The following is an 11,519-nucleotide window of genomic DNA, read 5'->3' on the forward strand; positions in this document are numbered from 1 at the left end:
CTGGTGGGCGGCGCGGTGCGCGACGCGCTCATGGCGCGCGAACTCGGGCTGCCGGCGCCCGCGCAGGCCGACCGCGACTGGGTCGTCGTCGGCGCCACGCCCGAGGCCATGGTGGCCGAGGGCTACGAGCCCGTGGGGCGCGACTTTCCCGTCTTCCTGCACCCCCGCACCCGCGAGGAATACGCGCTCGCGCGCACCGAGCGCAAAACCGCGCCCGGCTACCACGGCTTCGCCTTCCACGCCGCGCCCGACGTCACGCTCGAACAAGACCTGGCACGCCGTGACCTCACCATCAACGCCATGGCCGTCGCGGCGCAGGACGCCGAGCACCCCGACAGCGCCCCGCTGATCGACCCCTGGGGCGGCCTGGCCGACCTGCGCGCGCGCACGCTGCGCCACGTCACCGAGGCCTTCGCCGAGGACCCGGTGCGCATCCTGCGGCTGGCGCGGTTTCGGGCGCGCTGGCCCGGCTTCGACGCCGCGCCCGAAACCGCCGCGCTGATGCGCGCCATGGTCGAGCGCGGCGAGGCCGACCACCTGGTGGCCGAGCGCGTGTGGCAGGAGGTGTCGCGCGGCCTGATGGAGGTCCGGCCCGGCCGGCTGCTCGACACCCTGCGCGACTGCGGCGCCCTGCCCCGGCTGCTGCCGCCGGCCGCGCGCCCGCAGGCCGATCGGCTGCCCACGGCGCTGCCCGGCGAGGCCGACAACCACCCGCTGTTCACCGGCGCGCCGCTGGCCGTGCGCTGGGCCTGGCTGGTGGCACCGCTCGACGCGGCCGCCCAGCAGGCCCTGGGCGCGCACTGGCGCGTGCCCAATGCCCTGCAGGCGCTGGCGCAGATGGCTCAGCGCGAGCGCGCCGACTGGCCCGCACCCCAGGCCCTGGACGCCGCCGAGGCACTGCGGCGCCTGCAGCGCTGCGACGCCCTGCGCAAACCCGAGCGCTGCCGCGAACTGCTGCGGGCGATCGAAGGCCTGGCCCTGGCGGATCCCGACGGCGGCGCCGCGGTGCGGCGCAGCATCCGCCGCCTCGATCGGGCGCTGCAGGCCCTGTTGGGCTTCGACAGCGCCGCCGCCGTGCGCCAGGCCCAGGCCGATGGCGCCATGGGCGAGCAGATAGGTGAGCGCCTACACACAGCTCGCCTCCACTATTTGCTGCAACGCGACATCTGGAACGACTGAAGCCGCGCGCGTCAAGCGCTGGCGCAGTCTCTCACCCGAGGGCTCGGACAAAGCCGCCGCAACTTGCCCCAGGGGCGGGGCCAAGGTACGGTGGCGGGCTGATGACGACGCTGCCCACGCTGTCGACCCATGGGTCGGCACTGTTTCTGGACTTCGACGGCACCCTGGCCGAACTGGCCAGCCGACCCGATGCGGTGCGGATCCCTCCCGATTTGCCGAGCCTGCTCGATGCCCTGCACGAGCGGCTGGGGGGCGCGCTCGCGCTGGTCACCGGCCGCGCCCGCATCGATCTGCAGCGCTGGCTGCCGGTGCAGCGCTGGCCCGGCGCCTTCGAACACGGCGCGCTGCGCGTGGGCGCCGATGGCGTCGACCGACTGGCCGTGACGCCCGAGCTGGGCCCCGTGGTCATGGCGGCGCAGGCCTTCGCCGCGCGCCACCCGGCGCTGCTGCTGGAGGTGAAGCAGACCGCCTTGGCCCTGCACTACCGCGCCGCGCCCGAACTGGGACCGGCTTGCGTGGAGGCGATGTTCCAGGCCATCGCCAACCACCCCGACCTGCGCCTGCTGCAGGGCAAAGCCGTGGTGGAGGTGAAGGCCGCGCACACCAGCAAGGGCGCCGCCATCGCCGGCTTCCTGCGCGAGCCGCCCTTCGCCGGCCGCCGGCCGGTGTTCGCGGGCGACGACGTGACGGACGAGGACGGCTTCGCGGTGGTCCAGTCGCACGGCGGCGACGGCATCAAGGTGGGCCAGGGGCCGAGCGCGGCGCGCCTGCGCTGCGACAGCCCCCAGGCCCTGCGCGACTGGTTGCGACAACAAACCAACGAGGCTTCGCCATGACCCCAGCCAGTGGATTCGCCTCGCCAGCAGCCGCGTCGCTGCACCTGGGCGTGATCGGCAACTGCACCATCGGCGCGCTGGTCGATGCGCGCGCGCGCATCGTCTGGAGCTGCCTGCCGCGCTTCGACGGCGACCCCGTGTTCTGTTCGCTGCTGGGCGGCGCCGACGGCGAGTCCGGCTCCTGGGCCATCGAAATCGAGGACCTGGCCGAGACGCGCCAGCGCTACGAACCCAACACCGCCGTGCTCGTGACCGAGCTGTGGGACCGGCACGGCCAGGGCCTGCAGGTGGTCGACTTCGCGCCGCGCTTCGCCGCGCGCGGCCGCTTCTTCCGGCCCATGCAGATCGTGCGGCGCGTGCGCGCGCTCAAGGGCACGCCGCGCATCCGCGTGCGCCTGGCGCCGCGCTTCCATTGGGGCTCGCAGGCGCCGCGCATCACCTCGGGCAGCAACCACGTGCGCTACGTGGGCGAGGACCTCACCCTGCGCCTCTACACCGACGCGCCCATCAGCCACGTGCTCTCCAGCGAGCCCTTCCTGCTGGTGCACGAGCACAACTTCCTGCTCGGCCCCGACGAAACCGTCGCCGGCAGCGTGAGCGACGTGGCGCGCCACTTCGAACAGGAAACGCGCGCCTACTGGCGCACCTGGAGCCAGCGCCTGGCGCTGCCGCTGGAGTGGCAGGAGGCGGTGATCCGCGCGGCCATCACGCTCAAGCTCTCCCTGTTCGAGGACACCGGCGCCATCGTCGCCGCCATGACCACCAGCATCCCCGAGGCGCCGAACAGCCAGCGCAACTGGGACTACCGCTACTGCTGGCTGCGCGACGCCTTCTTCGTGGTGCGCGCGCTCAACAGCCTGTCCGAGATCGGCACCATGGAGGACTACCTGCGCTGGCTGTCCGACGTGGTGGTGGGCAGCGCGCGCCTGGACAGCGGCGGCCACGTGCAGCCGCTCTTCGGCGTGGGGCTGGAACGCCATTTGCCGGAGCGGATCGTCGACACCCTGCCGGGCTACCGCGGCATGGGCCCGGTGCGCGCGGGCAACCAGGCGCACGAACACTTCCAGCACGACGTGTACGGCAACATCGTTCTCGCGTCCTCGCAGGCCTTCCACGACCGCCGGCTGCTGCACCCACCGGGGCGCGCCGAGTTCGAGCGGCTGGAGGCCGTGGGCGAGCACGCGCGGCGCGTCTTCGACCAGCCCGACGCCGGCATGTGGGAGCTGCGCACCCGCGCGCGCGTGCACACCTCCTCGGCGCTGATGAACTGGGCCGCCTGCGACCGGCTGGCCAAGATCGCGCGCACCCTGCACCTGCCCGATCGCGCCGCCTATTGGGCGGGCCACGCGCAGGCCATGCGCGAGCGCATCCTGGCCGAGTCCTGGAGCGAGCAACGCCAGGCCTTCGCCGCGGCCTTCGGCGACCACGACCTGGACGCCAGCGTGCTGCTGATGGCCGAGGTCGGCTTCATCGACCCCAAGGACCCGCGCTTCCTCTCCACGCTGCACGCGCTGGAGGCCCACCTGTGCGACGGGCCTTACATGCGCCGCTACGAGGCCGCCGACGACTTCGGCAAGCCCGAGGTGGCCTTCAACATCTGCACCTTCTGGCGCATCGACGCGCTGGCGCGCACCGGGCGCGTGCGCGAGGCGCGCGAGGTCTTCGAGGCCATGCTCGCGGTGCGCAACCCGCTGGGCCTGCTGTCCGAGGACACGCACGCCACCACCGGCGAGATGTGGGGCAACTTCCCGCAGACCTATTCGATGGTGGGCCTGATCAACGCCGCCGTTCGCCTGTCCGCGCACTGGGATTCGGTGGTATGAGCCGCCTCGTCGTCGTCTCCAACCGCATCGCCGATCCGCGCAAGACCGCGGCCGGTGGCCTGGCCGTGGCGCTGGGCCAGGCGCTGGAGGCCAGCGGTGGCCTGTGGTTCGGCTGGAGCGGGCGCATCGCCGAGAACGGTGCGCCGGGCCAGGGCGAGGTCAACCGCCAGCAGGCCGGCGCGGTGCAGCTCGCCACCCTGGACCTCAGCCGCGAGGACCACGACAGCTACTACCTGAACTACAGCAGTGGCGTGCTGTGGCCGGTGCTGCACTACCGGCTCGACCTGGCCGACTTCGACAGCGGCGGCATCGCGGGCTACCGGCGCGTCAACCAGCTCTTCGCGCAGAAACTCAAGGCCCTGCTGCGGCCCGACGACACCATCTGGGTGCACGACTACCACCTGATCCCGCTGGCGGCCGAGCTGCGCGCCATGGGCTGCGAGCAACGCATCGGCTTCTTCCTGCACGTGCCCTTGCCGCCGCCGCTGATGCTGGCCGCGCTGCCCGAGCACGACTGGCTGATGCGCTCGCTCTTCGCGTACGACCTCGTGGGTTTCCAGAGCCAGACCGACGTCACGCACTTCGAGCGTTACGCCAGCGACGAACTGCGCGCGCAATGGGTGGGCCAGCACGGCTGGCACGCCTTCGGCAAGACCCTGCAGGTGCGCGCCTTCCCCATCGGCATCGACGTGGACGAGTTCCAGGCCCTGGGCGAAGGCAAGGACGCGCGCGAGATGTTCGAGCAGCTGCGCAGCGACTACGCGCGCCGCCGCCTGCTGGTGGGCGTGGAGCGCATGGACTACTCCAAGGGCCTGCCGCAGCGCCTCAAGGCCTTTCGCACCCTGCTGCAGAACTACCCCGAGAACCAGGGCAGCGCCACGCTGATCCAGATCGCCTCGCCCAGCCGCGAATCGGTGGACGCCTACGCCGCGCTGCGCGCCGAACTGGAGAGCCTGTCGGGCGCCATCAACGGCGAGCACGGCGAACTCGACTGGATGCCGCTGCGCTACATCCACCGCAACGTAGCGCGCAAGCGCCTGCCCGGCCTGTACCGCGCGGCCGCGGTGGCGCTGGTCACGCCGCTGCGCGACGGCATGAACCTGGTGGCCAAGGAATTCGTGGCCGCGCAGGACCCGGCCGACCCCGGCGTGCTCGTGCTCTCGCGCTTCGCGGGCGCGGCCGAGCAGATGAGCGAGGCCTTGCTGGTCAACCCCTACGACACGGCGCGCACCGCCGAAACCATTCAACGCGCGCTGCAGATGCCGCTGGCCGAGCGCCAGCAGCGCCACGCGGCGTTGCTGCAACGCATCCGCGCGCAGGACGTGCACTGGTGGCGCGAGAGCTTCCTGCGCGCCTTGCGCGACACACAAGAACCGGAGAAAGAAGCATGAACGACAACCTCATCGACATCGCCACCGGCTGGTGGCAGGGCCTCGGCAGCCTGGCCACCAGCGGGCTGCGCATCGTGCTCATCCTGATCCTGGCCTGGGTCGTGGTCCGCGTCGCCCAGCGCGCCATCCGCCTGCTGCGCAACCGCGTGGCCGGCCGGCTCGACGACGACCGCGAGGCGATCAAGCGCGCCGAGACGCTCAGCCGCGTGTTCCGCTACCTGGTCGTGGTGGTGGTCAGCCTGATCGCGGGCATGCTGGTGCTGGGCGAACTGGGCGTATCGGTGGCGCCCATCCTCGGCGCCGCCGGCGTGGTCGGCCTGGCCGTGGGCTTTGGCGCGCAGAGCCTGGTGAAGGACTACTTCACCGGCTTCTTCCTGCTGCTGGAGAACCAGATCCGCCAGGGCGACGTGGTGCAGCTCGGCAGCCACTCCGGCGTGGTCGAGGAAGTCACGCTGCGCTACGTGCAGCTGCGCGACTACGACGGCAACGTGCACTACGTGCCCAACGGCACCATCACCACGGTGATCAACATGACGCGCGGTTTCAGCCAGGCGGTCTGCGACATCGCCGTCTCGGTGCACGAGGACGTGGACGCCGTGGTCCGGGTCATCCGCGAGGTCGCCGCCGGGCTGCGGGCCGACGAGGCCTTCGGCGACCGCATCCTGGCCGACCTGGAGGTGGCCGGCGTGGAGCGCTGGGACAACGCCTCGGTGGTGATCCGCTGCCGCTTCCGCACCCTGCCCATCGAGCAGTGGGGCGTCCGCCGCGAGTTCCTGCGCCGGCTCAAGGGCGCGTTCGTCGCGCGCGGCATCCGCCTGCCCTACCCCAACCTCACGGTGCACGCCGACGCCGAGGCCGCCAACGCCGCCAGCCTGCGCGAGGCCGCCGCCGCCGCGGCGACGCGCTGAACGGCCGCCCGCCCGGCCAATTGCCCGAGCGCGGCGCGCAGGATTGCCAGACGGCCTTGGTCCGGCGCCGGGCGCAGTGCCACCATGCGCCTTCGACCACCGGAGGCCGCCATGCCCGCATCCAACCCGTTGAACCCGCCGCTCGCCGAAGGCATCCGGCGCCTGGGGTTTCGCAAGTGGTACGAGCGCGAGCTGCTCTCCAGCCACGCGCACATGGCCCTGGCGGTGCTGGCCGCCGTGGCCATGCTGGCGAGCTTCGAGGCCTTCGACGGCGCCAGCGTGGGCGAGAAGCTGATGGACACCGCCTTCGTGGTGCTCACCGGCGGCATCACGCTGTGGGCGCTGCAGCGTTACGCCTACCTGCTGATGCACGCCGAGGAAGTGGCCAACCAGGCCAACTGCCCGCGCTGCCACGCCTATGGGCAGCTGAGCCTGTCGGAGCGGCCGGTGCGCCGCCGCGGCGGCGAGGACGGCGCGGCGCGCCTGGTGCCGGTGTGCTGCAAGCGCTGCGCGTTCGAGTGGGACGTGGACGACAGCTGAGGCGCGCCGGCGCGCGCCTCGGCCGCCGCCCTCACATGCCCGCGAACACCGAATCGCTCTCCGCGTGGGCCGAACCCACGAAGACGCGCAGCATCGGGCCCTGCAGGTCGTGCTCCCACAGGCGGCCCTGGATGGTGAACTGGCGCCCGCCGACGCGGAACACGTCGCCCGGCATGGGCGCGGCGCCGTGGCCTCGCCAGTAGTCGGGCACCACCAGCTGCATGCGCCGCAGCCAGGCCTGGTCCTCGGGGGTGAAGACGAGCACGGTTCTGAGCGGGGTGGTCATGGGGTCTCCTGGTGACGCAGCGGGCGAGGGCCCAGGTTAGCGCAAGGCGGGGCTCAGTCCAAGCCGTCCAGGCCGCGCGCCGCGCCCAGCAGCGCGGGCGATTCGCGCGCGGTGATCACCCACACCGGAATGGCGCGCAGGTAGCCGTTGAAGCGGCCCTTGTCCTCGAAGCGCGCGCGAAAGGGCGAGGTGTCGAACCAGGCGCCCAGGCGCGGCACGATGCCGCCGCCCAGGTACACCCCACCGCGCGCGCCCAGCGTGAGCGCGAGGTTGCCGGCCACCGAGCCCAGCAGCGCGCAAAAGAGGTTCAGCGCCTCCAGCGCCTGCGGCTGGCCGTGCTGGAGCGCGGCCTCGGTCACGTCGGCCGCCCGCTCCACGCCCCGCACGGCCACGCCGTCGGCCTCGCAGAGCACGCGAAAACTCTCGAGCAGGCCCGCGCCCGAGCACACGCGCTCGGCCGAGGCCCGGCCGTGGCGCGCCGCCAGCGCGTCCATCAGCAGCCGCTCGCGCGGTGTGGCGGCCGGCAGCGTGACGTGGCCGCCCTCGCCCTCCAGCGGCACCCAGCTGTCCCCGCCGCAGGGCAGCAGGCCCGAGACGCCCAACCCCGTGCCGGGGCCCAGCAGCGCGCGCGCGGCGCGCGGCACGGCGTCGCCGCCGCCCAGCTGGCGCAGATCGCTCGCCGGCAGCACCGGCAGCGCCAGGGCCAGCGCGGTGAAGTCGTTGAGCACGCGCAGGCGCTCCCAGCCCATCTCGGCCTGCAGGGCGCGCTGCGAAAAAGCCCAGTCGTGGTTGGTCATGCGCACCGCGTCGCCCGTGACCGGGTTGGCGATGGCGATGGCCGCGGCGCGCACGCGGCGCGGGCCCAGGCCCCCCAGGTACTCGCGCAAGGCGTCCTGCACCGCCGGGTAGCGGGCCACGGGCAGCACGCGCACCTCGCTCAAGGGCTCACCGGGCGCGGACTGGAAAGCGAAACGGGCGTTCGTGCCGCCGATGTCGGCGAGCAGCCGGCCACCGGGGCTGGGGATGCGCTGGCTCATGGCGGCCGATGATAGGCCGCGCCGCCTCAGCGGGGCAGGTGGGCGCGCGCCCAGCGCACGATGTCGGCCGCGCCCATGGCACCGGGCTGGCGCGCGATCTCGCGGCCGCCCGAGAACAGCGCCAGCGTGGGAATGCTGCGGATGTTCATCGCCGCCGACAGCGCGGGTGCCTCTTCGGTGTTGAGCTTCACCAGCCGCACGCGCGGCTCGAGTTCGCGCGCCGCCGCCTCGAACTGCGGAGCCATCGCACGGCAGGGGCCGCACCAGGGCGCCCAGAAGTCCACCAGCACCGGCAGATCGGAGCGTTCGATGGTCTTGCGCAGGCCGGCCTCGTCCAGCGCCACCGGCGCGCCCGTGAACAGCGGAGCGTGGCAGCGGCCGCAATCCGGCGCGCGGTCCAGCGCGTCGGGCGCCAGCCGATTGGTGGTACCGCAGTGCGGGCAGACGAGGTGCAGGGGGGCGGCGGTGGCGTTCATGGTCTCCAGATGAAGGCCGGCGCGCCGATTGCAAGCCCGTCGGCTCAGACCAGGTAGCCGATGAGGCTGGCGATGAAGCTCAGCAGCACGGTGCTGGCGAAGGGCAGGAACCAGTCGCGGCCGAAGGCGCGGAACCGCAGGTCGCCCGGCAGCCGCCCCAGGCCCAGGCGGCGCAGCAGCGGCGTGGCCCAGCTGATGAGCAGCAGGGCCAGGAAGATGACGATCATCCAGCGGATCATGCTCAGAGCCGGTGGGTGCGGTCGCCCTGCGCGAAGCCGATCGGCGTCCAGCCCCCGGCGCTGGCGGGCGGCGCCAGCGCGATGACCTTGAACAGCTCGCCCATCTCGTGCTCGAGCACCAGCATCTGCATGCGCGAGCGCTCGCGCGGGTCGGCGCCCTGCGCGAGCTCGACCAGGCCCAGGTTGATGAGGAAACGCCCCTGGCTGGTGTAGCCGATGACGTCCAGCCCCGCGTCCTGCGCCGCCAGCGCCACGCCGGTGAAGTTCACGTGCGCGGTGATGTCCTTCTCGCCCGGGTAATCGAGCACGGCGTCGTCGCTGCGGTGGGCGCGGTGCGCCACCAGCGTGCCCATGTGGCGCTGCGGGTGGTAGTACTCGGCCTCGGGGAAACCGTAGTCGATGAACAGGGCCGCGCCGCGCGCGAGCCGATCGGCGATGGTGCGCACGAAGGCCTCGACCTGCGGGTGCACCTCGGTGGTGTAGTCGTGCTCGCCGGGCACCGCCAGCGGCGGGCGCAGGGCGGTGGGCCGCTCCGCCCAGGCAAAGCCCTCGCCGGCGCGCACGACCACCCGCTCGTGCCAGACCCCGCCGAGGCGCGCCAGCGGCGTCACGGGAATGGCGTCGAGGATTTCGTTGCCCACCAGTACGCCCTCGAAGCGCTCGGGCAGCACCTCGACCCAGCGCACGCGATCGCCGAAGGCCGCGAGGCGCTCGCGCTGGCGCTGGCGCAGCTCGCCCGGCAGGTCGACGATGGTGTAGCGCTCCAGGCGCTCGCCCGCCGCGTCCAGCGCCGCGATCAGCCCGGCCGCCAGCGCACCGCTGCCGGCGCCGAATTCCCACACCTCGCGCGTGCCCGTGGCCTGCAGGGCCTGCGCCACCTGGCGCGCCAGCGCGCGGGCGAACAGCGGCGTGAGTTCGGGGGCGGTGACGAAATCGCTGCCCTGGGCCGGGAAATGGCCGAATTTGGGCGTGGCCGTGGCGTAGTAGCCCAAGCCCGGCTCGTACAGCGCCATGCTCATGAAGCGCTCGAAGGGGATGTGGCCGCCGGCCGCGTCGATGGCCGTGCCGATGCGCGCCGACAGGGCGCTGGCTACACTCCCGGGCTGGTTCACGAATGGGGCGTTCACGCGCCGATTGTCACCCATGCCCTCCCCTCATCCGCCCCGCACCGCGCTGGTCACCGGCGCCGGCCGGCGCCTGGGCCGGGAGATCGCCCTCACCCTGGCGCGCGCCGGCTGGAACGTGGCCGTGCACCACCGCCACTCGCTCGACGAGGCCCGCCAGACGGCGACCGACTGCGAGGCCGCGAGCGGCCGCGCCGGCAGCGCCCACACCTTCTTCGCCGACCTGTCGGACGAGGCCGGCGCGCGCGCCCTGCTGCCCGCCGTGGCCGCGCGCTTCGGCGCCGTGGACGCGGTGGTCAACAGCGCCTCCACCTTCGAACACGACAGCGCCGGCAGCTTCGACTTCGCCACCATGGAAGCCCACCTGCGCGCCAACACCGGCGCGCCCGTGCTGCTGGCCCAGGCCCTGCACGCCCACCTGGCCGAGCGCGACGCGCGCGGCGCGGTGGTGAACCTGCTGGACCAGAAGCTGTGGAACATGAACCCCGACTTCTTCAGCTACACCCTGTCCAAGGCGGCGCTGGAAGCGGCCAACACCATGCTGGCGCTGGCCCTGGCCCCGCGCGTGCGGGTGGTGGGCGTGGCGCCCGGGCTCACGCTCACCAGCCACCTGCTCAGCGACGACCGGTTCGAGCAACTGCACCGCCAGTCGCCGCTGGGCCGCTCGTCCACCGCGGCCGACGTGGCCGCCGCCGTGGCCTTCGCGCTGGACAACGGCTCCATCACCGGCACCACGCTGCTGGTGGACGGCGGCCAGCACCTGATGCGCTTCGAGCGCGACTTCTCCCTCATGTGAGGACCGCATGATCCCCACGACCGCCGCCACCCAGATCCTCACCCTCACCGGCCTGCGCTTCGACGCCAACCTGGGCATCCTCGACCGCGAAAAACACGCGCCGCAGCCCATCCAGGTGGACGCCGAGCTCAACCAGGGCACGCAGCCCCTGCTGCCCAAGGACGACGACATCACCCACGTGCTCGACTACCGCAAGGTGCGCCAGATCATCATCGACGAGTGCACCGCCGAGCACGTGAACCTGCTGGAGAGCCTGATCGGCAAGCTCACACGGCGGCTCATGCAGCTGCCCGGCGTGATCGGCGTGCGCGTGAAGATCGCCAAGCTGGAAATCTTCGAGGACTGCGAGGTCGCCATCCGCATGGAAAGCGGGCAATGGTGAACAGAGACACCCCCTGCGGCGCTGCGCGCCGCCCCCCTCCAGGGGGGCGATGCCGACGGCCCGGCGAAGCCGGTTCCGTGGCATCCCTGGGTTATGCGGGCTGGCGCTCGCCAAGGAATGGCCATGAACATTGAATTGGAAAACCACAAGCTCGAGAAGCGGCTGTGCCGCGAGGTCGGGCGCGCCATCGTCGACTACAACATGATCGAGGAAGGCGACCGCGTCATGGTCTGCCTCTCGGGCGGCAAGGACAGCTACGGCCTGCTCGACATCCTGCTGAAGCTGCAGCAGCGCGCGCCGGTGAAGTTCGAGCTGATCGCGGTCAACCTCGACCAGAAGCAGCCCGGCTTCCCCGAGCACGTGCTGCCCGAGTACCTGACGAAGCTGGGCGTGAAGTTCCACATCGAGAACCAGGACACCTACTCCATCGTCAAGCGCGTGATCCCCGAGGGCAAGACCCTGTGCAGCCTGTGCAGCCGGCTGCGCCGCGGCATCCTCTACC

The 11,519-nt window shown here is 72.4% G+C and carries 14 protein-coding genes; 9 read left to right on the forward strand and 5 right to left on the reverse strand.

Features of this window, described 5'->3' with window-relative positions:
* The 6 genes from BGO22_RS12255 to BGO22_RS12280 all read left to right on the forward strand — a co-directional run.
* On the forward strand, positions 1-1,179 hold a 1,179-nt coding region (locus BGO22_RS12255; RefSeq protein ID WP_286851038.1), incomplete at its 5' end, for a tRNA nucleotidyltransferase/poly(A) polymerase-related protein.
* Positions 1,180-1,280: 101 nt separating this feature from the next.
* Positions 1,281-2,015 (forward strand): trehalose-phosphatase, encoded by a 735-nt coding sequence (otsB, locus tag BGO22_RS12260; RefSeq protein WP_286851040.1) that lies wholly within the window; start codon positions 1,281-1,283, stop codon positions 2,013-2,015.
* On the forward strand, positions 2,012-3,838 hold the full coding sequence (locus BGO22_RS12265) for a glycoside hydrolase family 15 protein (RefSeq protein ID WP_204744064.1): 1,827 nt from the start codon (positions 2,012-2,014) through the stop codon (positions 3,836-3,838). Before otsB ends, BGO22_RS12265 begins: the two co-directional genes overlap by 4 nt.
* The gene (locus BGO22_RS12270) at positions 3,835-5,229 is read left to right on the forward strand and encodes an alpha,alpha-trehalose-phosphate synthase (UDP-forming) (RefSeq protein ID WP_070400350.1); all 1,395 of its coding nucleotides are present in this window, start codon (positions 3,835-3,837) and stop codon (positions 5,227-5,229) included. Before BGO22_RS12265 ends, BGO22_RS12270 begins: the two co-directional genes overlap by 4 nt.
* On the forward strand, positions 5,226-6,137 hold the full coding sequence (locus tag BGO22_RS12275) for a mechanosensitive ion channel family protein (protein ID WP_070400351.1): 912 nt from the start codon (positions 5,226-5,228) through the stop codon (positions 6,135-6,137). The genes BGO22_RS12270 and BGO22_RS12275 overlap by 4 nt, the downstream gene beginning before the upstream one ends.
* 111 nt (positions 6,138-6,248) lie before the next feature.
* The gene (locus BGO22_RS12280; RefSeq protein WP_286851042.1) at positions 6,249-6,677 is read left to right on the forward strand and encodes a hypothetical protein; all 429 of its coding nucleotides are present in this window, start codon (positions 6,249-6,251) and stop codon (positions 6,675-6,677) included.
* A 31-nt stretch (positions 6,678-6,708) separates the two neighbouring features.
* On the opposite strand, the gene BGO22_RS12285 is transcribed toward BGO22_RS12280, so the two are convergent.
* From BGO22_RS12285 to BGO22_RS12305, 5 genes are read right to left on the reverse strand one after another with little or no spacing between them, the layout of a single operon-like run.
* Positions 6,709-6,963 (reverse strand): hypothetical protein, encoded by a 255-nt coding sequence (locus BGO22_RS12285; protein ID WP_070400353.1) that lies wholly within the window; start codon positions 6,961-6,963, stop codon positions 6,709-6,711.
* Between the two features lie 53 nt (positions 6,964-7,016).
* The gene (glk, locus tag BGO22_RS12290; RefSeq protein ID WP_286851043.1) at positions 7,017-8,000 is read right to left on the reverse strand and encodes a glucokinase; all 984 of its coding nucleotides are present in this window, start codon (positions 7,998-8,000) and stop codon (positions 7,017-7,019) included.
* Between the two features lie 26 nt (positions 8,001-8,026).
* Positions 8,027-8,476, reverse strand: a complete 450-nt coding sequence (trxC, locus tag BGO22_RS12295) for a thioredoxin TrxC (protein ID WP_204744060.1) — start codon at positions 8,474-8,476, stop codon at positions 8,027-8,029.
* Between the two features lie 44 nt (positions 8,477-8,520).
* Positions 8,521-8,715, reverse strand: coding sequence for a DUF2905 family protein (locus BGO22_RS12300; RefSeq protein WP_070400356.1), 195 nt, complete (start codon positions 8,713-8,715; stop codon positions 8,521-8,523).
* A 2-nt stretch (positions 8,716-8,717) separates the two neighbouring features.
* Entirely contained in the window at positions 8,718-9,860 is a 1,143-nt protein-coding gene (locus tag BGO22_RS12305) for a class I SAM-dependent methyltransferase (RefSeq protein ID WP_286851046.1), read from the reverse strand.
* Here BGO22_RS12305 and BGO22_RS12310 point away from each other — a divergent pair.
* The 3 genes from BGO22_RS12310 to BGO22_RS12320 form a co-directional block, all read left to right on the forward strand.
* Complete coding sequence (locus BGO22_RS12310; protein WP_070400358.1) at positions 9,859-10,635, forward strand: SDR family oxidoreductase; 777 nt, start codon at positions 9,859-9,861, stop codon at positions 10,633-10,635. The two genes, BGO22_RS12305 and BGO22_RS12310, sit on opposite strands and share 2 nt — an antisense overlap.
* A 7-nt stretch (positions 10,636-10,642) precedes the next feature.
* Positions 10,643-11,017, forward strand: a complete 375-nt coding sequence (locus BGO22_RS12315; RefSeq protein ID WP_070400359.1) for a dihydroneopterin aldolase — start codon at positions 10,643-10,645, stop codon at positions 11,015-11,017.
* Between the two features lie 117 nt (positions 11,018-11,134).
* The coding region (locus BGO22_RS12320; protein ID WP_502686456.1) for a tRNA 2-thiocytidine biosynthesis protein TtcA at positions 11,135-11,519 on the forward strand (385 nt) is incomplete at its 3' end.

Source organism: Hydrogenophaga sp. 70-12, from assembly GCF_001897365.1.
Taxonomy (GTDB): domain Bacteria; phylum Pseudomonadota; class Gammaproteobacteria; order Burkholderiales; family Burkholderiaceae_C; genus Hydrogenophaga; species Hydrogenophaga borbori.